Raw genomic sequence first — 19,863 nt, forward strand, 5'->3', positions numbered from 1 at the left:
GCCGTTCGTGCCGTCTAGCTGCGCGGCCGCGTCTCCATCTGGCGCTGCGTGACGAGCGGTCTCGTCGAAATCCGGATCCAGTTATTGCCCGAGCAATAGAACCGGCCGAGCGCGCAGGCTTCGACGCGCAGCGTGTTCGGGCCTTTCAGGTCGAGCGTGCCGTAATAGGTGTCGCCGCTGTCCTTTGAATAGACGTTGCCGGTCCAGCGCGTGTCGTTCTTCGGCTTCATGTTGATCAGCACGGCCTCGCCCTTTTCATTCGACGAAGGCTGTAGCGTGTAGCCGCACAGCGCGGCGCCGCATTGCGCGATGCGGACGACGCCCTTGTTTTCGGTCTGCCAGTCGCCGATCGGAGTGTCGCCCTCCTCTTCATGCAGCGTCTTGACGACCTGCGGCGTTGCCGGCGCCGGCGGAGGCGATGGTGTGGTTTCGACGGGCTGCGGCACCGGCGGCGGCGCGACACAAGGCTGTGCCGTCACCGCAGGCTGCGCCGGTGGCGGAGGCACGGGAGGCAATGGTCGCGTGGCGACGGTCTGGGTCGAGACCGACGCCGTCGAAAATCCCACGGCAGGAGGAGACGTTGGCGGCGGCGCTGCCGGCGGAGGCGCAGCGGCGACAATCGGGTTTGGCCGGACCGGCAGGGCGGGCGGCGGCGACACCTGCGTTGGAGGCGGTGCGGCCGCCGGAGGCGGCGGCGGGGGCGGAGCGACATCGCGTTCGTCATCGTCGCGGTCGCGGCGGCGCGATTTGTAGATTCCGGAAACCGAGATGGAAGCGCAGGAGGTCGAGCGGCAATGACGTGGCGCCTCGATGTGAATGCGACGTCCTCCGACCGAGAACGAGATTTGGCCGGCATCGGCTGATGTCGTCAGCATCAGCAGCGCGGCAAGACCGTAAAGTCGCTTCATCGGAGCCTCCCATCTCACGGGCCGAGGCTAGGCTCCGGCAGGTCAATTGAATGTGATTTGAGTCACCTCCGCCTGGTCACGTCATGGCCGGGCTTGTCCCGGCCATCCACGTCGTTTTTGCGCCAAAAGCGACGAAGTCGTGGATGCCCGGGTCAAGCCCGGGCATGACGAGCGGGGATGCCGAAACTCCCGTGACGTCGGTCACAGAACGCGCCGACGGGCCGGCGTAGGTTGGCGTCAGGTTCACACGCCTGCCAGTTCACACGCCACACCGGGAGAGTCCCATGAAGAAGCTCTACCTCGCCGCCGCCGCCGCGATGCTGCTGGCGACCACGTCCGCCCAGGCCGGCGGCAATTCGTTCTCCTTCCAGATCGAGGGCCACCGCATCCGCATCGATGCGCCGCGCAACTGCACCTCGCTCGATTGCATCAAGATTTCCGCGCCCAGCCTGAAGGGCAAGTTCGACGGCTTCGGCAAGAAGGATGATGACGACGATGTCGTCGACCAGAAGTCCGCGCCGGCCCAGGCTACCGTGACGCCGCCGCCTGCCGCTCCGGCTCCTGCGCCGACTGCTGCGGCCCCGGCTCCGGCCACCAGCGTTACGACGGCTGCGCCGGTTACCACTGAAGCTGCTCCAGCTCCCGCCCCTGCTCCGGTTGCCGCTGCGCCTGCTCCCGTTGCCGCTCCGGCCGCTCCCGCGCCGGCTCCGGTTGCCGCTGCGACAGCGGTCGCGCCGAACTCGCCGATCGGCGTGTGGTCGACCGAAGAGAACAAGGGCAATGTCCGCATCGAGCAATGCGGCCAGAATCTCTGCGGCTTTGCCGTCAATACCGGCGAGCGGATCCTGATCAACATGAAGCCGCAGGACAACAAATGGTCCGGCACGATCCGCGATCCCGACTCCGGCCGGAAGTACGACTCGACGATCGCCCTGAAGGGAACGAATACGCTGCGTGTGCAGGGTTGCGCCTTCGGCGGCATGTTCTGCGGTGGCCAGACCTGGAAGCGTGTGAGCTAACTGAACCTGGTGCCGTGCAAGAGGCCCCGCGGATTTTCCGCGGGGCCTTCTTCTTACCGCTGCAAATCCGTTAAGCGTTCGTTAACACCGCGCGCCACGAAACATTTCTCCGCTGCGACGAAATCGTTTCGCGTTACGGACGAAAAATTGCGGAAACGGACGCCGCATATCCCTGTTGGCAACGAGGACGCCGACACGGCGCTCGGGCGCAGCAAAAAGCGCAACACTCGAGGGGACATTCAATGACATTTTCCGGTTCGATCTTCCGCGGCGGCAAACTGCTGGTCGCGAGTGCGATGACGCTTGGCCTGCTGACCACGGCCGCTTTCGCCTATACGCAGGAACAGCAGCAATTGTGCACGAGCGATGCGATGCGGCTTTGCGGCCCGGAAATTCCCGACGTCGACCGCGTCACTGCCTGCATGATCCGCAATCAGGCGCTGCTCAGCGACGGCTGCAAGTCGGTCTTCCGGAAGGAGCCCGCCGCGCCCGCGACGCCGGTGAACTACGCGCCATCGGCAAAGCCGTCAAAGCCGCTTCAGATCACCCCGCATAAGCGCGGCTGAAGTGGGATGACGTCTCTTCGAGCCGCCATCCCACTCTAGCTCTTGTTTGAGCATGATCTTGTCGGAAAACCGGTACCCACTTTTCCGGATCATGCTGTAACCGTTTACTCAGGCCGGTCAGGCGCCGTGTCCCACGAACAGGGGCGCGGCGCTTGATCGTTTTGCGGTGCCATGACAAGAACACGCCTCATTCATCCGGCATTCAGCCGGATCAGACTGAAATACATATCCCGCCGTTTGTTTTCTTCCTTCGGAATTTCCCCTTGATGTGGCGCCGGTTTTCATTCGCGCTTCTGCTGATGGCCGGCCTGATGCCGATCGGCTTTGCGCAGGCATCCTCCGATCTGACGCAACTCGCGCAGGCTGAGCCCACGCCGGCGGATTCGACGACGCAGACGCCCGCAGCACCTGCCACGCAAGCCCCCTCAACAACGACGCCCGATCCGGCCGCGCCCGCCGCCGATGACACGCCGGAAGAGCCGATCGGCAGTGTCGCGACCGTCACCGGCAAGGCCACGGTGAAGCGCGATGACAAGACGATCCCGCTTAAAGTGAAGGATGACATCTACCTGAACGATTTGGTGCAAACCGCCGCAAGGTCCTCGCTCGGCATCACTTTCAGCGACGGCACCACCTTCAACCTGAAGGCCAGCTCGGAGATCACCATCGACACGTATGTGTATGAGGACGGCGGCAAGCAGAATGCCGGCGTGTTCGACGTCGCCAAGGGTACGGTGGCCTTTGTCGCCGCGGCGGTTGCAAAAACCGGCGACATGAAGATCACGACGCCGACCGCAACGCTCGGCATTCGCGGCACGTCAGGCCTTGTCGAGGTGCCGGCAGGCGCCTCCGCCACCAGTGCGAACAACGTCAACGTCAAACTCTACGCGGATGCGGATGGGCGTGTCGGCCGCATCGAATTAAACGACCGCGCCGGCGCGCGGCTGGGATTCCTCACTGCGGCCTCAAGCGGCTTTGCGATCCGGCCCGGCACGGGCGGCGCGCGCTTTGCCGCGGTGCCGATATCGATCACGCCGCAAATGATCGCGCGCGACACCGGCTTTGTGCGGCAGGTGCATTCGATGCAGATCGTCGGCCGGCGCATGTTCGACGAGCAGCGCGCTTTCCGCCGCGCCAATCCGGGCTTTGTGAATCCGAACCGGCCGATCCGTCAGCCCGGACAGTTCAGGCCGGGCCAGCCCGGCGGCCGCCAGAACGGCCTGCCGGGACAAGGTCGGCCCGGGCAGCAGCAGCCGGGATTGCAAAACCGTCCGGGACAACAGGTACCGGGTACGCCGGGCCGGCAGGGTCTACAGCCGGGCTCGCCGCAGCAAGGCGGTCAGTTGCAAAGGCCGGGTCAGCCGGGTCAGACCAATCAGCCGGACCGCGCCGGACCGCGGCCGCTGCCGGGTGCGCCCGGTCAGCCGTCGCTGCCTCCGCTGCCAAACCGGCAGGGACAGCAGCAGCCGGGTGGATTGCCGTCACAGCAGACCGGCGCTCCGGCGCAACCCGGACGGCCCGGATCATTGCCGCGCCCGGGTCAGCCGCAACAGACCGGCGCGCCAACACAGGGCGGACAGCCGGGATCGCTGCCGCGGCCAGGTCAACCGAGAGATACGAACCTGCCGACGCAGCCGGGACGGCCGGGATCGCCAGCCAATCCGGCTGGACCTACGCAGCCGCGCCTGTCGCAACCGCCGGGTCAGCTTCCCGGGCGGCTGCAAAATCAACAGCTTCCGGGCCAACAACTGCGTGGCCAGCGGCTACAGCAGCCCGGCCAACCGCCCCTGCCGCAGCAAGGCGGCGGACAATTCCGGCAAGGCCGCATTCCCGGCGCACCCGCCGTGCAACGGCCGGCCTATCCAGGCAGGCCCGCCATTCAGTCACCGCGTCAGCGCGCGCCATCCTCCGCCCCGCCACGAGAGAGGAAGCAACGGGACGTGCGCTAACTCACTGAAAACCATCTCAGCGCATGCGAATGTGTCGTGGCGGACCGTTCGCACGAAACAATTCCTTAAAGCGACGAAACCATTTTGGCGATTTCGTGCAAACGTCCCGAAACGGTTGATGGTTATTGATGTTCCCAACGACATGCCGGGGGACACCGGCGTGCGGGCGCAAAACAGGGGACGATCATGTTCAAGTCAGTCAAGAATTCCCGGCTCGTTGTCGCCGCCTTGGGCGCGCTGACGGTCGGTGCCATCGCTCTTTCCACTTCCGCCGCGGCCGCGCCGCTGCCGCTCTTCCCGTTCTTCCAGCAGCCGCTACAGCAGGCCGCCCCGCCGGCCCAGGTCGCGCCGTCCGACGACGATGACGCCCCGGCTGACTTCCAGTTGCCGGCCCGCCTGAAGCGCCAGGTCGTGAACTATCCGACCCGCGAAGCGCCGGGCACCATCATCATCGATACGCCGAACACCTATCTCTACCTCGTGCTCGGCAACGGCCAGGCGATGCGCTACGGCATCGGCGTCGGCCGCGAAGGGTTTACCTGGTCGGGCACGCAGTCCATCACCAAGAAGGCGGAATGGCCGGATTGGACCCCGCCGCCGGAGATGATCGCTCGCCAGCCCTATTTGCCGCGCCACATGGCCGGCGGCCCCGGCAACCCGCTCGGCGCCCGCGCGATGTATCTCGGCAGCAGCGTCTATCGCATCCACGGCACCAACGCACCGCACACGATCGGCACCCGCGTTTCCTCCGGCTGCCTGCGCCTCGTCAACGAAGACGTGATCGACCTCTACAGCCGCGTTCACGTCGGCACCAAGGTGATCGTGCTGCCAATGGACCGCCGTGCCGAGCTCATCGCCCGCTAAGTGAACCGAAGTCCAGCATGCAAGATGGCGCCCCTGCGGCGCCATTTTGTTTTTTGGTTTGGCCATCCTTCGAGACGCCCGCCTGCGGCGGGCTCCTCAGGATGAGGTCTGAGTGCTTGGCTCGTGTCGCGTGCCGCTGTCAGCGTGACTTAGCATTTGCCGAGTTGACCGCCAGCCGTTAGCCTCACCCTGAGGAGCGCGCACTTGCGCGCGTCTCGAAGGATGGGGCGTGTAGCGATGACGGAAGGAGCGTGGCTCTACATTCTCCGATGCGCCGACGGTAGTTACTATGTCGGCACAACACGATCATCGCTTGAGATAAGAGTCGCTGAGCACAATGCGGGTACGTTCGAAGGCTACACTTCGTCGCGCAGACCGGTTGAGCTGATCTTCTCGCAATGGTTCGAACGAATAACCGACGCCATCGAAAACGAACGCAAGCTCAAGAAGTGGAGCCGTGCGAAGAAGGAAGCGTTCATTCGCGGAGACTTTGCTTCGCTTCAACAATTGGCAAAGCGCAAGTCACCGCATTCTTCGGTATAAGGTGAGAGAAGCGCAAGCTGCCATCCTTCGAGACGCCCGCCTTCGGCGGGCTCCTCAGGATGAGGGAGAGGCTGGCTTTAATTTCAGTACACGGTAGCGGCGGCAGTAGCCTCACCCTGAGGAGCCGCGAATGCGGCGTCTCGAAGGGTGCGGCGTGGCGAGATCGAGGAACCCGCCGCCCTAGCGCCCCCCTGCCACGGCCTGTAGAATTCCCGCTGATTCAGTCCGGGGAGATGATGCCGTTCAAATTGGATCTCAAGGTGATCCTGATCGCGGTCGCGGTGGTCGGGGTTTCGTTTTTCGTCAGCCTGAAGGCCATGGACTGGTTGGCCCCGCGTGGCGGCAAGGCGCCGGTGCTGGCTGAATTGCCGCCGCTGCCGCCGGCGCCGCGCTCCTCGCGCGTGCTGGCCAATGTCGCGATCGCACTGTCGGCGATCCGCGACGCCGCCGACCGCTCCACACCGCGCGCATTTCAGGGCAAGGCCGACAACCCGGTGACGCAGGTTCTGCAAAATGCCGATATCGGCTGGACCGCCTCGCGCGGATCGATCGCCGCCAGCGGCGGCCAGGACGTCATGACGCTGTCGACGGCGCTGACGGGGACGCTCAACGTCACCGGCTCGCTATCGGCCAAAGCCACCGGCGCGGTCGGCGATGCGCTCGGCGGACTGCTCGGCAATGACGCGGCCAAGCGGATCGGCGGCATCAACATCAAGAACCTCAACGCCACCGGCGAGATCAAGGGCAACGTGGTGATCACGTCACGCCCGAAGCTGGCGGCCGCCTGGCGGATCGAGCCCAACCTCGCCGCGCAGGTGAACCTGACCGACTCCGCGCTCACGGTCGCGGGCGCGCGCGTCAACGTGCCGGCGCAGGTCAAGCCGCTGATCGACAAGAACGTCGCCGAGCAGCTTGCGATCGTGCAGGCGCGCATGAAGAACGATCCGGCGCTGGAGCAGAATGCACGCATCCAATGGGCAAAGGCCTGCCGCTCCATTCCGCTACAGGGCGCCAGCCCTGCCGGCTCGATGCCGGCGCTCTGGCTGGAGCTGAAACCGACCCGCGCGATCGCGGCACAGCCGCGCGTCGATGCTGCCGCCGTCACGGTGACCATGGGCATCGAGGCCGAGACCCGCGTCACGCCGGCCGAGACCAAGCCGAACTGCCCGTTCCCGGCCACCATCAGCATCGTGCCCCCGACCCCGGGCGGCGTCGCGATCGGCGTGCCGATCGACATGCCCTTTACCGAGCTCAACAAGCTGCTCAACAGCCAGTTCGCCGGAAAGACGTTTCCTGAAGATGGTTCGGGGCCGGTGGACGTGACCGTGAAGAGCGCGAGTCTGGCGGCCTCCGGCAACCGGCTGCTGATTTCGCTGCTGGTCTACGCCAAGGAGAAGACAAGCTATCTCGGCCTCGGCGCCGAAGCCTATGTCCATATCTGGGGCGTGCCGGTGCTCGACCAGGCGCAGCAGACGCTGCGGCTGACCGACATCGAGCTTGCGGTGGAATCCGAAGCGGCGTTCGGACTGTTAGGGGCCGCAGCGCGCGCGGCGGTGCCGCATCTACAGCGGGCGCTGGCCGAGCGGGCGGTGATCGACCTGAAACCGTTTGCGGACAATGCGCGCAAGAAGATCGCGGCCGTCATATCAGACCTGCGGCAGACCGATGACAGCGTGCGGGTGGCGGCCGAAATCTCCAGCCTGCGGCTGGCCGAAATTGCGTTTGATTCAAAGACACTGCGCGTGATCGCGGAATCCGAGGGCACGATCAGCGTCAACATCTCCGCCCTGCCGGGGCTGTGACTGGAATAGCGCCCTCTCCCGAGGGAGGAGAGGGCGCGGGTGGTGGAAAATCTCACGAACCTTCGAACTTGAAGGAGACCTTCACCTTCGCACGGTAGGCCTCGACCTTGCCTTTGGCGTCGAGTTGCAGATCGAGCTCGACGACTTCGGCCACGCGCAGGTCGCGCAGCGTTTCGCCGGCCCTGGCGACGGCGGCCGCAGCGGCCTTCTCCCAGGATTCGGGGCTGGTGCCGATCAGCTCGATCACCTTGTAGACGCTTTCAGCCATTGACGTCCTCCCGTTGTTATGGACAGGACGCAGGATGCTTCCTGCCGCGCCGGCAAGCGTAACATCGCGCATAGCGTGCCGAAAGGATGCGGCGCACCATCTTGTTTAAGCATGATCTTGTCGGAAAACCGGCACCCGCTTTTCCGGATCATGCTCTAACAAAAACGCGCCCGGCGAAAACCGGGCGCGTTTCCGTTTTATCGATCAGCCGATGCCGTGTGGCCTTTTATTCAAGCATGATCTATTCAAGCACGATCTTTCGGAAGACTTTTCCGGATCATGCGTTAGGTCGAATACTTGAACTCCGGCATCGCCTTCAGCTCTTCCTTGGTCGCGTTGAAGACGGCGTGATCCGGATACCACGGATTGGGCTTCGACGCGCTGGTCGACGTGGTCGCAGCGCCCGTCGTGGTCGTGGAGCCGCCGGGCTTTGCGCTGCCCGCACCCGGACTTGCGCTGGAGGTCGAGCTGTAGGCGACCGGCTCGGTCGAGAATTTCACCTTCTCGAACGGGACCGCGACGAGATGCTCGCCGACACCGAGGAAGCCGCCGACGCCGATCACGACTGCGACGATCTTGCCGTTCTTGTCGGTGAGGAGATCGTTGATCGAGCCAACGCTCTCGTTCTTGTCGTTGTACACGCTCAGGCCCACGACCTTCGACGCGCGCCAGTTACCCGTGAAGGTTGACGGCGAGGTCGAGGTGTCGGACGCAGCCGGCGGTGCCATCTTGGTCGAGTCGCTCGGCGTCGTCGGCGACTGCGCGAAGGCGACGCCGGCGAGCAGTGCGGTACCCGCCAGCCCGGCAACGGTATACTTGGCTAACATAAGCTTTCTCCCTCAGTAGAAATCGATGAGGGGAAAACCCGGGGAACCTGCAAGTGTTCCGGCCCTTCACGCCGGAACATGCGATCAAAAGCCGCCCCAATAGGGCGGCACGCCGTAGTAGCGGTGCAGTTCGATTTCCTGCGACCGATCGCCCCAATCGAAATCCTTGTCGGCGCGAAACGATGGCGCGCGCTTGAGCTCGTCATCGGCGATGTCGAGCTCGTAGGCTTCGAACCTTCTGTTGTAGTGAAGCTTGCTCCACGGCAACGGCAGGAGATTGCCGCCCATGCCGAGGAAGCCGCCGAACGACAGAACCGCGTAGGACACCTGGCCGCTGACCTTATCGATCATCAACCTCTCGATGTGGCCGATCTTGGCGCCGTTCGACCGGCGCACCGCAGTCCCCTCGACGCGATCGCTCGCAATCAACTGATGTGGTCTGGACATGACGTCAGGCATGCTCACCCTCCCTGCGCAGGATCGATGAGCAAACCAACGCCGGTGGTGGCAGCCGGGTTCCCGTCAGGCGGCGAGTGGTTCCGCGCTCGCGTGCCGCTCGTCAAAGAACGCTACCGCTTCGAACCGGTAGTCGCAGGCGCGGCACGTCCAGAGATAGGAGATGCGGCCTGAGCCTTGCTCGACCCAGTCGGGGGCAAAGATCGGCTTGCCGCACTGGGCACAGGGATTTCCGCGGGGCAAATAGCCAATATCTGTTTTGGCCATGGCTCACTCCTACTATCTTTTCTTATATCTGTTGTCTGTGTGGATGTTCAGGCTTGGGTGCATTGGACAGTGTTGCTGCCGCAACTGGACACTTCTGTGCTGAAAAAACTCTAGCCCCAGTTTGCGTCTTTTGCACGACAAAGATTCCTGTGCGGCGATTCGTCATTGGGCGTGAAGCAAAGCGATTTATTTTTTTGCAACGGCGAGAACGCGCACATGTCCCGGGCGCGGTGCAGCGTTCTTCACGATGCACCGCAGAACCGGGACCCACAATGCAAGTGAGGCGAAGAAGTGTGAGCCCCGGCTCTGCAGCGCAACGCTTCGCGCTGCTCTGCGTCCGGGGCACGAGAGATCACTTTGCCTTCGGATCGACGGCGGGCTCGATCGTGTGCACCGCACCGGCCTTACGCAGGTGAATGGTAGCGATGTCATCGGAATAGATCTTTTGCCAGCCGTCCATATGGTCGAGCAGTTTCGTCGCCGCGCTCTGCGTGCGCATCAACGTAGCTTCGATATTGTATTGGTCGAGCAGGCGGAACAGGTTTTCCGGCTTCATCAAGCCTGAGGCCGCGTTGTGGTCGACGAAGAATTTTTCGCCGTAGAGCTCGGTGCGGCCGTCGATGAAAGGCGCAACACCGTTCGCGATCAGGTAGCCGCCGAAATCATAATCGTTGAAGACGCGGGCGAGATTCAATTTCTTCAGTTCTGTGACGGCCGCCACCGGCGAGCCGCGCATGTGCGGCTCGAAGCGATGCAGCGAGCACCAGGCGAATGTCGCTGCGATCAAGGCAGCGGCAAGGCTGGCAAACAGCACGCCGCGCGAGGGTGACGCAGCATTTGATTGCGGCGCGGCGCCGCCGATCTGCCGCGCGAGCGGTGCGGCGAGAATGATCGGCGCGAGCAGCGCCAGATTTTCAGCGGCGCGTCCCTGAGAGAGGGCCATGTGCAGGAGGCCGAGCAGCAGAACGATCCGCATCAGCGGCAATTTGATGCCGCGGAACAGCGCAAGGCCGATACCGAGCAGGAGGCCGATTTCCAGCGGGCCGAGGCTGGAGAAATCCGCCGGCTTCCATTCCATGATCAGCGGCAGCGCTTCGCCGAGTGCGAGGATCTTTCGCGAAGCGAGCAGCGCGTTCCAGCCATAGGGCGTGACGCAGCTTGCGGCGAGCGCGGCAAGGCCGAAGACGAACCAGCGCAGCAGCAGGACTTTTTGTTTGGCCGGATCGGCGCCGATCACCGCATCGAGCGCGACCGCGCCTGTTAGCATCAGGCCGAAGACAAAGCCGCCATGCAGGTTGGCCCATAGCATCATCAGCGGCAGCAGCCAGAACGACGGCACGGTGCGGCGGTCGGCGGCGGCGATCAGCCCGCCGGCGAAGGCGACCATCACCGGCAACGCCAGCACATGCGGCCGCGCCAGCAGATGCGGCACCGTCAGTGCGAGCGCAGCGGCGATGAACACCAGCGTGGTGCTCTCGCTGAGGCGTCGGACCAGGAAGTTCGTCAGCTGCGCAAAGGTCGCGGCAATCGCAATGGCGGCGAGCACCACCGGCCCGCTCCAGCCCGCGAGCGAATAGGCCTTTGCGTAAAACACCTGCGACAGCCATTGCGTGGAGATCCAGGGCTGGCCGCGCATGGTGAAGGAATAGACGTCAACCGTCGGCACCGTGCCGTGGTCGATGATCCACTGCCCGATGGTGACCTGCCACATCGTGTCGGGGTCGATCAGCAGGCGGTTGCCGGCCAAAAGGAACAGCGCATAGATCGCAACGCCCACCCATAGCGGCAGCAGCCCGCGCAGGGGGTGCGCGGCTTCATCGGTATGTGCGAGGGTGACGCTCATGGACGGCGGCTGATTTTCCGTGGTTTTCAGCCGGATCGAAGCATGCCAAGGCATAATTCCTGGTAAATCCGCCCCGGTTTTTCTGTCGTAATCGTGGCCGGCAAGCGCCTGATTATGCCGGGTTTTCGCCACATCTCCGCAGTAATTGCGGTGCGTAAAGTGTTAACGCTGCGATTGCGCCGCGTGGGGGCCATTTTGATGAAGCGGCTGACGTTCCTGATCTGTGTCGTTATGGCGGCATGGCCCGCCCCTGGCGTGCAGGCGCAGGAGGGAAAGCCGCAGGGCCGCGCCCAATATGAAGGGCTGATCGCGGCGCATGCCAAAGCCAACATGGTGCCGGAAGCGCTGGTGCACCGCGTGATCGTCCGCGAGAGCAAGTACCGCCCCGACCTGATCGGCAGCGGCGGCACGATCGGGCTGATGCAGATCAAGCTCGCGACTGCGCGCGGCGTCGGCTACACCGGCGACGCCTACGGCCTGCGCGATCCCGACACCAATCTCGCCTTCGGCGTCAAGTATCTCGCGGGGGCGTATCGCGCGGCGGGCGGCGATCACGATCGCGCCATGCGTTATTACGCGAGCGGCTATTATCACGTCGCAAAGCAGCAGCGGCTGGAACGGAGAGCGCAAGCTGCGCCCGTGCTGGCGAATGCAGCGCCGCAAGAAGCCGCCGAGCCGAAGGAAGAGGTGGCGAAGCCGAAGCGGGCGGTAGCAAAACCGCTGCAACTGGTGCCGAGGTTCGCGGAAAGCGCGAAATCGAAGGACGCAGCCGCCAAGCCGAAAAGCTCGTCTTCCAGGAAGCTCGCCGAGGCCAAGGCGGCGGTTCCGCGGCCCCCGGCCGCCGTCGGCGCCGGTGCAAAGCCCGCCCCGGCGCGTTGACACGCCCTGCCATCTGCTTACATTAGCCCTGTTCCGAGGGGTGCTCCGAGGTGGAGCTGAGATACCGCAAATCAGGCCGAACGGCCGGGACCGCGGTGACCCTTTGAACCTGATCCGGGTCATGCCGGCGAAGGGACAGGGATGTACCAGAGTTCTGATACGAGGGGGCGATCCCCCGTTACCATCATAGGCGCAGGCGTAGCCGGCGCGTGGCAGGCGTTGCTGTTCGCACACGCCGGGCACGCGGTGACCTTGCATGAGCGCAGTGACGCCGCGATGACGCTTTCCACAAGCCACTGGGCCGGCGGCATGCTGGCGCCATGGTGCGAGGCGGAAGCGTCCGAGCCCGTGATCAGCCGGCTTGGCGTGCGCTCGCTCGATCTCTGGCGCGAGCATTTTCCGGACACGCCGTTTAACGGTTCGCTGGTGGTGGCGCATCCACGCGACCGCAGCGATTTCGAGCGCTTTGCGAAGATGACCAGCGGGCACCGGCGGCTGGACGCGCGGGGATTAAGCGAACTCGAGCCGTCGCTGGAAGGGCGATTCCGCGAAGGGCTGTTTTATCCGGACGAGGGCCATGTCGAGCCGCGGCGCGTGCTGCCGGAATTGCATGCGCGCATCGCGAAGGCCGGCGGCACTATCAAATTCAACAGCGATGTGGTGACCGACGATCTTGAAGGCATCGTGATCGATTGCCGCGGGCTTTCTGCACGCGACACCCAGCCGGACCTGCGCGGCGTCAAGGGCGAAATGATCATCGTCGAGACTGATGAGGTGGAGCTGTCGCGCCCGGTGCGGCTGATCCATCCGCGCTGGCCGCTCTATGTGATCCCGCGCGGCGACGGCCGCTTCATGCTGGGCGCCACCTCCATCGAATCGGAAGACAGCGGCGTCAGCGTGCGCTCGGCGCTGGAGCTGCTGGGTGCGGCCTACGCGGTGCATCCGGCGTTTGCGGAAGCGCGCATTGTCGAATTCGGCGCGGGCCTGCGCCCGGCGTTTCCCGACAATCTGCCGCGCATTGCGATCGACAAGGAAAGGATTTCGGTGAACGGGCTCTACCGCCACGGTTTTCTGCTGGCGCCTGCGCTGGCGGAGCTGACGCTTGGCTATGTCGAGCGCGGCGTGATCGACAATGAGGTGATGCAATGCGCGTGATCGTGAACGGCGAGCCGCGGGAGATCAATTCGTCCCGCGTCGATGCGCTGCTCGGCGAGCTCGAATATCAGGGCACGCATTTTGCGATTGCGGTGAATTACGACGTGGTGCCGAAGAGCCGCTGGGCCGAGACCGCGCTGAAGGCCGGCGACGAGATCGAGATCATCACGCCGCGGCAGGGAGGGTGATGTGGTGAACGTACACTCTCACCTCTCGTCGTCCCTGCGAAAGCAGGGACCCATAACCACCGGCCGGTGTGGTTACGAGAGGTATCTGCCAGTGTGCCTCAAGAGACATCACGCGGTATGGATCCCGGCTTTCGCCGGGATGACGGAATGGGGCACGCACGCGCCTCACACTCCGCCGTCATCGCCCGGCTTGACCGGGCGATCCAGTACGCCGCGGCTTCTCGATTCGATCGCGCGGCCTCTGGAATACTGGATCCCCGCCTTCGCGGGGATGACGACTGTGGGTGGGATGACGACCTGTGTTGCTGAAGGACTTTGATCGATGCTGAACTTCTACGGCAAAACCTTTTCCTCGCGCCTGTTGATCGGCAGCGCGCTGTATCCCTCGCCCGCGGTCATGCAGGCGGCGATACGCGCCTCCGGCGCGGGCATCGTCACGGTGTCGCTGCGGCGGGAGGCTGCGGGCGGCAAGACAGGCGATGCGTTCTGGTCGCTGATCCGCGAGCTCGATGTCACGGTGCTGCCGAACACGGCCGGCTGCCGCAGCGTGCGCGAGGCGGTGACGACGGCAAAGCTGGCGCGGGAATTGTTCGGCACGCCCTGGATTAAGCTGGAGGTGATCGCCGACAACGACACGCTTCAGCCGGATGTGGTCGGCCTCGTCGAAGCCGCCAGCATTTTGATCAAGGACGGCTTTGAGGTGTTTCCGTATTGCACCGAAGACCTTTCCGTCGCGATGCGGCTGGTCGACGCCGGCTGCAAGGTCGTGATGCCGTGGGCGGCGCCGATCGGCAGCGCAAAAGGCATCATCAACCGCGATGCGCTGAAACTGCTGCGCGACCGCCTGCCTGACATCACGCTGGTGGTCGACGCCGGCATCGGCGCGCCCTCGCATGCTGCCGAAGCGCTGGAGCTCGGCTATGACGCGGTGCTGCTCAACACCGCCATCGCAAAGGCCGCCGACCCCGTCGCGATGGCGAATGCGTTCAAGCTCGGCATCGAAGCCGGCCGCGCGGCCTATGAGGCCGGGCTGATGGAAGCCCGCGATTTCGCCTCCCCTTCCACCCCTGTCATCGGGACACCGTTCTGGCATGCCGTATCCTGATAAATTCTACCCGGTCGTCGACAGCGTCGCCTGGGTGACGCGGCTGACAAAACTTGGCGTCGGCACCATCCAGTTGCGCGCCAAGGAGCTGAACGACGCCGAGGCGCTACAGATCGTGACCGATGCGCTGGAGGTGACGAAGGGCACGAACACGAAACTGGTCGTGAACGACTACTGGCGCGCAGCGATCGTCGCCGGCGTAAAATATCTGCATCTCGGCCAGGAGGATTTGGCCGACGCCGATCTCGGCGAAATCCGCAAGGCGGGCCTCAATCTCGGTATCTCCACTCACGACGATGCGGAGCTTGCGACGGCGCTTGCCGCAAAACCGGACTATGTCGCGCTCGGCCCGATCTTTCCGACCACGCTGAAGGCGATGCGCTTTGCGCCGCAGGGCGTTGCAAAAATCACCGAATGGAAAAAGCGCATCGGCGACATCCCGCTGGTGGCGATCGGCGGCATCAAGTTCGAGCAATCAGCGGAGATCTTTGCCGCCGGTGCGGATTCCATCGCTGTCGTTTCCGACGTCACCCAGAACGCCGACCCCGACGCGCGGGTGCGGCAATGGCTGGGCAAAAGCGCGGAGGCGGCGTGATGGCACACTCTTTCCTCGTCATTGCGAGCGAAGCGAAGCAATCCACCTCTCGGCACGGGGATAGATGGATTGCTTCGTCGCTTTGCTCCTCGCAATGACGGCAGCAACAACACACCGGAATGACAGAGAAATCGAACGGAGGATAACATGAACATTCGCTCCAATCCGAAAGACACCCTTCCCGCCGTCACCACCGGCCCCCTTCCCTCCTCGCGAAAAATCTTCGCGACGCCCGAGGCCGCGCCGGACCTGCGCGTGCCGCTGCGCGAGATCATCCTTTCCGAAGGCGCAGGTGAGCCGAATCTTCCCGTCTACGACACCTCCGGTCCCTACACCGATCCGGCCGTCACCATCGACGTCAATGCCGGCCTGCCGCGCAATCGCATCGCCTGGGTGAAGGAGCGCGGCGGCGTCGAAGAGTATGAAGGCCGCACCATCAAACCGGAAGACAACGGCAATGTCGGCGCCTCGCATGCCGCAAAGGCCTTCACGGCGCATCACAAGCCGCTGCGCGGGCTCGACGGCCACAAGATCACCCAGCTCGAATTCGCCCGCGCCGGCATCATCACCAAGGAGATGATCTACGTCGCCGAGCGCGAAAACCTCGGCCGCAAGAAGCAGCTCGAGCGCGCGGAAGCAGCGCTCGCCGACGGCGAAAGCTTTGGTGCCAGCGTGCCCGCCTTCATCACGCCGGAGTTCGTTCGCTCTGAGATCGCGCGCGGCCGCGCCATCATTCCCTGCAACATCAACCATGCCGAGCTCGAGCCGATGATCATCGGCCGCAATTTCCTGACCAAGATCAACGCCAATATCGGCAACTCCGCCGTGACGTCGTCGGTGGAGGAAGAAGTAGACAAGATGGTGTGGGCGATCCGCTGGGGCGCCGACACCGTGATGGACCTCTCGACAGGCCGCAACATCCACACCACCCGCGAGTGGATTCTTCGCAACGCGCCGATCCCGATCGGCACCGTGCCGATCTACCAGGCGCTGGAGAAATGCGAAGGCGATCCCGCCAAACTGACCTGGGAGCTCTACAAGGACACGCTGATCGAGCAGTGCGAACAAGGCGTCGACTATTTTACGATCCACGCCGGCGTGCGCCTGCCCTACATCCACCTCACCGCCAACCGCGTCACCGGCATCGTCTCGCGCGGCGGCTCGATCATGGCCAAGTGGTGCCTGGCGCATCACAAGGAAAGTTTCCTCTACACGCATTTCGACGAGATCTGCGACCTCATGCGCAAGTATGACGTCTCATTCTCGCTCGGCGACGGCCTGCGCCCCGGCTCGATCGCGGACGCCAACGACCGCGCGCAGTTCGCGGAGCTGGAGACGCTCGGCGAGCTGACGAAGATCGCGTGGGACAAGGGCTGCCAGGTGATGATCGAGGGCCCCGGCCATGTGCCGATGCACAAGATCAAGATCAACATGGACAAGCAGTTGAAGGAATGCGGCGAGGCCCCGTTCTACACGCTTGGGCCGCTGACCACCGACATCGCGCCGGGCTATGACCACATCACCTCGGGCATTGGCGCCGCCATGATCGGCTGGTTCGGCTGCGCCATGCTCTGCTACGTCACGCCGAAGGAGCATCTCGGCCTGCCCGACCGCAACGACGTCAAGGTCGGCGTCATCACCTACAAGATCGCAGCCCACGCCAGCGATCTCGCCAAGGGCCACCCCGCCGCGCAACTGCGCGACGACGCCCTCTCCCGCGCCCGCTTCGATTTCCGCTGGACCGACCAGTTCAACCTCGGCCTCGATCCGGACACGGCAAGAAACTTCCACGACGAAACCCTGCCGAAGGAGGCCCACAAGGTCGCCCACTTCTGCTCGATGTGCGGCCCAAAATTCTGCTCGATGAAGATCACGCAGGACGTGCGGGATTACGCGGCGACGCTGAACGATCCGGCGGCGGTGGGGATGAGCATGGCCGGCACCATCGAGGACGGCATGGCGAAGATGAGCGAGAAGTTCAAGGAGATGGGGAGCAGCGTGTATCTGGATGCGGAGAAGGTGAAGGAGAGTAATCGGGTGTTGTAAAATGCAGCACCCCACCAAACGAAAGGCCGGGCGCTCGCCCGGCCTTTTCTCTTTGCGAAGAGCGAAAGTGGGAGCGTCATCGGCGGCCTTTTCAACGTAGCGGATACACTTCGCTAACCTAGCCTGCGAACTCCTTACCTCTATTGGTCGTGTCCCCGCCCGATATTGATGTAAGCTGATAGAGCAGGACATTGTGCGGGGCGGAAACGCACCTTTGAAATATGCATTGCACGGCCTGATATTTTCTCTCCTTCTCGCCGGAACGTCAGTCGCGCCGGCGCAGGAACAGCCGCGCGTGGTCGCCCCCGCGGAGGTTGTGCTTTACATCCAGTCAGACCTGAAGCGCACCGAGTTCGTTCAGCCGCTGGTTTGCGCGCTTCAGCGCGTGCTCGCCGCACCCGTCTCTGTGCAAACTCTGGACCTTCCGCTCGGACCTGAATTGCTCGCAACGACCACTCAATTCGAGGCCGCCAAGGTGGCGGACCGGTTCATCGAGCGAACGGCGGGCGAAGCAAACGCGCCTTCGTTCAGGTATCTTCTCATTCCGTTCGATCTAAAGGTTGAGGCTTGGAATTGGCGCTATGCGTTTTCTACGAGCTTTGGCGACGAAACGACATCCTACCACGTCGGCGTCGTCTCAACTGCACGGATCGCCGCCGGCAATTGGTGGCTGCAATCCCCATGGGACCACGAGATCACGGCGACCCGCGCTTACAAGCTGATTCTCAAATCAATCGCGCGGATCACAGGCCATCGCGATACGGGCGGCTGCATTCTCACAACTTCGCTTAGCCTTGAGGAATTGGATCGAAAATCATCCGAGTTTTGCCCGGGTGACCGGGCCGCGCTTGTTGCCGCCGGCGTCCTCAAGGAAAAAGAAGAGCAGAATGGCCCTCGCTGCATGACCGTTGCACGGCGATCGCTTCCGGCACCGCTTGTGACAGCACGCAGGATGTTGGACGATTGGTGGGTTAGGCTGCGCTAACCGGCCCTACGCTCCCCTCACCGCATCGTAATCGCCAGCCCGCTCAGATCCGCATTCGCCATCAGCCCCACCTGATGCCCGGTCAGCTCCAGCACGGCGCCCTTCTGGTTGGTCAGCACGATGGCGCGGGCGCCGCGGCCGACCGCGAGGCCGGCGCCGGCGGCGCCGTAGACGCCGGCGACGTCGCTGGCGCGCCAGATGTTGCTGACGCGGCCACGCAGCACGGTTTTGGAGCCGCCGAACACAAGGCCGTAGTCGAGGCCGCCGGTGGAGAGGCCATAGGAGCGGCCGCGGAAGGTCAGCACGCCCGAGCCGCCGGAGCCGCCGATGATCCAGCCGGCCTTGTAGATCGTCAGCGTGACAAAGCCGTCGTCGGCGCGGGCGGAGGAGACGCCGGCGAAGGCGATCAGCGCAACGAGGGCGGCACGGGCGGCGGATGCAAGCTTCATGGAAGAGTCTCCCGGGATGGTGCGAGCAGAGGGGGCGGCGGCTCGACGAATCACACGGGCGAATCTAGCCGATGCCGGTACATGCGAGAAATGCGCAGGGGTACGCGGCGGTTTGAAGGCGGACGCGCGGCTCGCGGCCGGCGCACGGAACCATGCCTTTGCGGCCATCGCGCGGCGCAATAGAGTGAGGCATGCAATCCGCGCGCGGCACCGCAAGATGACAACCGATAGGGCTGAAGCCGCGAACGGCGCGGCCGACAGGCTGCCCGACATGCTGCGGCAAAACCTGCGGCTGGTGTTTGTCGGCACGGCCGCCAGCACGCGCTCGGCTGCGATGGGGCATTACTACGCGCATCCTGGCAACCGCTTCTGGCGTGCGATTTTTGAGGCCGGTCTCACACAGCGCCGCTATCAACCGGACGAGTTTCGCGCGCTACTGCCGCTCGGCATCGGCTTTACCGATCTCAACAAGTCGCAGGCGGGCATGGATCATCAGCTCACGACGGATGCGATCGACGTCGCGGGGTTCAGGGCGAAGATCGCGCGCTTTTCTCCGAAGGCGATCGCCTTCACCAGCAAGAAGGCGGCGAGCCTGTTCTACGGCAGGCCGACGGGCACTATAGCGTTCGGCAGGCAGCCATTGCCGGAAGGGCACACCGAAGTCTTTGTGCTAACCTCGCCCTCCGGCGCCGCGTCCGGGCATTGGAGCCTCGAGCCCTGGCGCGAACTGGCAACATGGTTTTTGTCGAGGGAGCAGACGTAGCGATGTCCATCAAGCATTTTCCGCCGCCGCCCGGCATCAAGGCGCCCCCGCTGTCGTTCGCCGCGCGCAGCGGCGACCTCTTGTTCATCTCGGGCATTCCCGGCTTCGATGCGGCAGGCAACCTGCCCGATACGTTCGAGGCGCAGTTCGCCAATGTCGTCACCAACATCAAGCGCATCCTCGACGAGGCCGGCGCGACCATGCGCGATCTCGTCAAGGTCAACGTGCTGCTGACGCGCGCCAGCGATGTGGCTGCGATGAATGCACTCTATGCCGGCGCGTTCGGACCGGCGCCCTACCCGGCCCGCACCACCTGCGTCGTGGTGGCGCTGCCGAACCCGGCGATGCTGATCGAAATCGAGGGCGTGGCGTCGCTGGCGAAATAG

Annotated in this window: 21 protein-coding genes, 1 pseudogene and 1 riboswitch; of the genes and pseudogenes, 15 read left to right on the plus strand and 7 right to left on the minus strand. The window is 64.1% G+C overall.

Features of this window, described 5'->3' with window-relative positions; translation table 11 throughout:
- Positions 1–14 precede the first annotated feature (14 nt).
- Positions 15–908 (minus strand): DUF2147 domain-containing protein, encoded by an 894-nt coding sequence (locus JQ628_RS15705; protein WP_212223515.1) that lies wholly within the window; start codon positions 906–908, stop codon positions 15–17.
- A 284-nt stretch (positions 909–1,192) separates the two neighbouring features.
- Here JQ628_RS15705 and JQ628_RS15710 point away from each other — a divergent pair, with 284 nt between their 5' ends.
- The 6 genes from JQ628_RS15710 (at position 1,193) to JQ628_RS15735 (ending at position 7,651) form a co-directional block, all read left to right on the plus strand.
- Complete coding sequence (locus JQ628_RS15710; protein WP_212223517.1) at positions 1,193–1,927, plus strand: DUF2147 domain-containing protein; 735 nt, start codon at positions 1,193–1,195, stop codon at positions 1,925–1,927.
- Between the two features lie 242 nt (positions 1,928–2,169).
- Positions 2,170–2,493 carry a hypothetical protein gene (locus JQ628_RS15715; RefSeq protein ID WP_249127961.1) on the plus strand — a complete coding sequence of 108 codons (324 nt, stop codon included), beginning with the start codon at positions 2,170–2,172 and terminating at the stop codon, positions 2,491–2,493.
- 266 nt (positions 2,494–2,759) lie between these two features.
- Positions 2,760–4,442 carry a FecR family protein gene (locus JQ628_RS15720; RefSeq protein ID WP_212223519.1) on the plus strand — a complete coding sequence of 561 codons (1,683 nt, stop codon included), beginning with the start codon at positions 2,760–2,762 and terminating at the stop codon, positions 4,440–4,442.
- Positions 4,443–4,628: 186 nt separating this feature from the next.
- Positions 4,629–5,306 carry a L,D-transpeptidase gene (locus JQ628_RS15725; RefSeq protein ID WP_212223520.1) on the plus strand — a complete coding sequence of 226 codons (678 nt, stop codon included), beginning with the start codon at positions 4,629–4,631 and terminating at the stop codon, positions 5,304–5,306.
- A 237-nt stretch (positions 5,307–5,543) separates the two neighbouring features.
- The gene (locus JQ628_RS15730; RefSeq protein ID WP_212223521.1) at positions 5,544–5,849 is read left to right on the plus strand and encodes a GIY-YIG nuclease family protein; all 306 of its coding nucleotides are present in this window, start codon (positions 5,544–5,546) and stop codon (positions 5,847–5,849) included.
- A 236-nt stretch (positions 5,850–6,085) separates the two neighbouring features.
- Positions 6,086–7,651 (plus strand): DUF4403 family protein, encoded by a 1,566-nt coding sequence (locus JQ628_RS15735; protein ID WP_212223522.1) that lies wholly within the window; start codon positions 6,086–6,088, stop codon positions 7,649–7,651.
- A 52-nt stretch (positions 7,652–7,703) separates the two neighbouring features.
- Here the strand turns inward: JQ628_RS15735 and JQ628_RS15740 are convergent, their stop codons facing one another.
- The 5 genes from JQ628_RS15740 to JQ628_RS15760 form a co-directional block, all read right to left on the minus strand.
- Positions 7,704–7,919 carry a dodecin family protein gene (locus tag JQ628_RS15740; RefSeq protein ID WP_212223523.1) on the minus strand — a complete coding sequence of 72 codons (216 nt, stop codon included), beginning with the start codon at positions 7,917–7,919 and terminating at the stop codon, positions 7,704–7,706.
- A 284-nt stretch (positions 7,920–8,203) separates the two neighbouring features.
- On the minus strand, positions 8,204–8,746 hold the full coding sequence (locus tag JQ628_RS15745; RefSeq protein ID WP_212223524.1) for a PRC-barrel domain-containing protein: 543 nt from the start codon (positions 8,744–8,746) through the stop codon (positions 8,204–8,206).
- 84 nt (positions 8,747–8,830) lie between these two features.
- The gene (locus JQ628_RS15750) at positions 8,831–9,205 is read right to left on the minus strand and encodes a PRC-barrel domain-containing protein (RefSeq protein WP_212223525.1); all 375 of its coding nucleotides are present in this window, start codon (positions 9,203–9,205) and stop codon (positions 8,831–8,833) included.
- Between the two features lie 63 nt (positions 9,206–9,268).
- On the minus strand, positions 9,269–9,469 hold the full coding sequence (locus JQ628_RS15755) for a hypothetical protein (RefSeq protein ID WP_212223527.1): 201 nt from the start codon (positions 9,467–9,469) through the stop codon (positions 9,269–9,271).
- A gap of 352 nt (positions 9,470–9,821) precedes the next feature.
- Positions 9,822–11,312, minus strand: a complete 1,491-nt coding sequence (locus JQ628_RS15760; protein ID WP_212223529.1) for a hypothetical protein — start codon at positions 11,310–11,312, stop codon at positions 9,822–9,824.
- 198 nt (positions 11,313–11,510) lie between these two features.
- Between JQ628_RS15760 and JQ628_RS34950 the strand changes: the two are divergent.
- The 7 genes and pseudogenes from JQ628_RS34950 to JQ628_RS15795 form a co-directional block, all read left to right on the plus strand.
- A pseudogene (locus JQ628_RS34950) lies at positions 11,511–11,930 on the plus strand (transglycosylase SLT domain-containing protein); the annotation flags it as partial.
- A 287-nt stretch (positions 11,931–12,217) separates the two neighbouring features.
- A riboswitch (TPP riboswitch) is annotated at positions 12,218–12,345 on the plus strand.
- The gene (locus JQ628_RS15770; RefSeq protein WP_212223531.1) at positions 12,333–13,346 is read left to right on the plus strand and encodes an FAD-dependent oxidoreductase; all 1,014 of its coding nucleotides are present in this window, start codon (positions 12,333–12,335) and stop codon (positions 13,344–13,346) included. It overlaps the preceding riboswitch by 13 nt.
- Complete coding sequence (gene thiS, locus JQ628_RS15775) at positions 13,337–13,534, plus strand: sulfur carrier protein ThiS (RefSeq protein ID WP_212223533.1); 198 nt, start codon at positions 13,337–13,339, stop codon at positions 13,532–13,534. The genes JQ628_RS15770 and thiS overlap by 10 nt, the downstream gene beginning before the upstream one ends.
- Before the next feature lie 322 nt (positions 13,535–13,856).
- Positions 13,857–14,639, plus strand: a complete 783-nt coding sequence (locus tag JQ628_RS15780) for a thiazole synthase (protein WP_212223535.1) — start codon at positions 13,857–13,859, stop codon at positions 14,637–14,639.
- Entirely contained in the window at positions 14,626–15,234 is a 609-nt protein-coding gene (locus JQ628_RS15785; protein WP_212223537.1) for a thiamine phosphate synthase, read from the plus strand. Before JQ628_RS15780 ends, JQ628_RS15785 begins: the two co-directional genes overlap by 14 nt.
- Before the next feature lie 147 nt (positions 15,235–15,381).
- The gene (gene thiC / locus JQ628_RS15790; RefSeq protein ID WP_212223539.1) at positions 15,382–17,280 is read left to right on the plus strand and encodes a phosphomethylpyrimidine synthase ThiC; all 1,899 of its coding nucleotides are present in this window, start codon (positions 15,382–15,384) and stop codon (positions 17,278–17,280) included.
- A 214-nt stretch (positions 17,281–17,494) separates the two neighbouring features.
- Positions 17,495–18,265 carry a hypothetical protein gene (locus tag JQ628_RS15795; RefSeq protein WP_212223542.1) on the plus strand — a complete coding sequence of 257 codons (771 nt, stop codon included), beginning with the start codon at positions 17,495–17,497 and terminating at the stop codon, positions 18,263–18,265.
- A 17-nt stretch (positions 18,266–18,282) separates the two neighbouring features.
- Here JQ628_RS15795 and JQ628_RS15800 read toward each other — a convergent pair whose 3' ends face one another.
- Entirely contained in the window at positions 18,283–18,714 is a 432-nt protein-coding gene (locus tag JQ628_RS15800) for a hypothetical protein (protein WP_212223544.1), read from the minus strand.
- Positions 18,715–18,931: 217 nt separating this feature from the next.
- Between JQ628_RS15800 and JQ628_RS15805 the strand changes: the two genes are divergently transcribed.
- Both JQ628_RS15805 and JQ628_RS15810 read left to right on the plus strand, forming a co-directional pair.
- Complete coding sequence (locus JQ628_RS15805; protein WP_212223545.1) at positions 18,932–19,477, plus strand: mismatch-specific DNA-glycosylase; 546 nt, start codon at positions 18,932–18,934, stop codon at positions 19,475–19,477.
- Between the two features lie 2 nt (positions 19,478–19,479).
- Positions 19,480–19,863 carry a RidA family protein gene (locus JQ628_RS15810; protein ID WP_212223546.1) on the plus strand — a complete coding sequence of 128 codons (384 nt, stop codon included), beginning with the start codon at positions 19,480–19,482 and terminating at the stop codon, positions 19,861–19,863.

It is taken from the genome of Bradyrhizobium lablabi, assembly GCF_018129385.1.
In the GTDB taxonomy this organism is placed as follows: domain Bacteria; phylum Pseudomonadota; class Alphaproteobacteria; order Rhizobiales; family Xanthobacteraceae; genus Bradyrhizobium; species Bradyrhizobium lablabi_C.

Excerpts from the sequence above, each read along its gene's own strand:
- JQ628_RS15810 (WP_212223546.1), top strand. The coding sequence starts at position 19,480 with ATGTCCATCAAGCATTTTCCGCCGCCGCCCGGCATCAAGGCGCCCCCG.
- thiC (WP_212223539.1), top strand. The coding sequence starts at position 15,382 with ATGAACATTCGCTCCAATCCGAAAGACACCCTTCCCGCCGTCACCACC.
- JQ628_RS15715 (WP_249127961.1), top strand. The coding sequence starts at position 2,170 with ATGACATTTTCCGGTTCGATCTTCCGCGGCGGCAAACTGCTGGTCGCG.
- JQ628_RS15770 (WP_212223531.1), top strand. The coding sequence starts at position 12,333 with ATGTACCAGAGTTCTGATACGAGGGGGCGATCCCCCGTTACCATCATA.
- JQ628_RS15735 (WP_212223522.1), top strand. The coding sequence starts at position 6,086 with ATGCCGTTCAAATTGGATCTCAAGGTGATCCTGATCGCGGTCGCGGTG.
- JQ628_RS15760 (WP_212223529.1), bottom strand. The coding sequence starts at position 11,312 with ATGAGCGTCACCCTCGCACATACCGATGAAGCCGCGCACCCCCTGCGC.
- JQ628_RS15745 (WP_212223524.1), bottom strand. The coding sequence starts at position 8,746 with ATGTTAGCCAAGTATACCGTTGCCGGGCTGGCGGGTACCGCACTGCTC.
- JQ628_RS15705 (WP_212223515.1), bottom strand. The coding sequence starts at position 908 with ATGAAGCGACTTTACGGTCTTGCCGCGCTGCTGATGCTGACGACATCA.
- JQ628_RS15785 (WP_212223537.1), top strand. The coding sequence starts at position 14,626 with ATGCCGTATCCTGATAAATTCTACCCGGTCGTCGACAGCGTCGCCTGG.
- JQ628_RS15755 (WP_212223527.1), bottom strand. The coding sequence starts at position 9,469 with ATGGCCAAAACAGATATTGGCTATTTGCCCCGCGGAAATCCCTGTGCC.
- JQ628_RS15805 (WP_212223545.1), top strand. The coding sequence starts at position 18,932 with ATGACAACCGATAGGGCTGAAGCCGCGAACGGCGCGGCCGACAGGCTG.
- JQ628_RS15725 (WP_212223520.1), top strand. The coding sequence starts at position 4,629 with ATGTTCAAGTCAGTCAAGAATTCCCGGCTCGTTGTCGCCGCCTTGGGC.
- JQ628_RS15730 (WP_212223521.1), top strand. The coding sequence starts at position 5,544 with ATGACGGAAGGAGCGTGGCTCTACATTCTCCGATGCGCCGACGGTAGT.
- JQ628_RS15800 (WP_212223544.1), bottom strand. The coding sequence starts at position 18,714 with ATGAAGCTTGCATCCGCCGCCCGTGCCGCCCTCGTTGCGCTGATCGCC.
- JQ628_RS15710 (WP_212223517.1), top strand. The coding sequence starts at position 1,193 with ATGAAGAAGCTCTACCTCGCCGCCGCCGCCGCGATGCTGCTGGCGACC.
- JQ628_RS15780 (WP_212223535.1), top strand. The coding sequence starts at position 13,857 with ATGCTGAACTTCTACGGCAAAACCTTTTCCTCGCGCCTGTTGATCGGC.
- JQ628_RS15740 (WP_212223523.1), bottom strand. The coding sequence starts at position 7,919 with ATGGCTGAAAGCGTCTACAAGGTGATCGAGCTGATCGGCACCAGCCCC.
- thiS (WP_212223533.1), top strand. The coding sequence starts at position 13,337 with ATGCGCGTGATCGTGAACGGCGAGCCGCGGGAGATCAATTCGTCCCGC.
- JQ628_RS15720 (WP_212223519.1), top strand. The coding sequence starts at position 2,760 with ATGTGGCGCCGGTTTTCATTCGCGCTTCTGCTGATGGCCGGCCTGATG.
- JQ628_RS15750 (WP_212223525.1), bottom strand. The coding sequence starts at position 9,205 with ATGCCTGACGTCATGTCCAGACCACATCAGTTGATTGCGAGCGATCGC.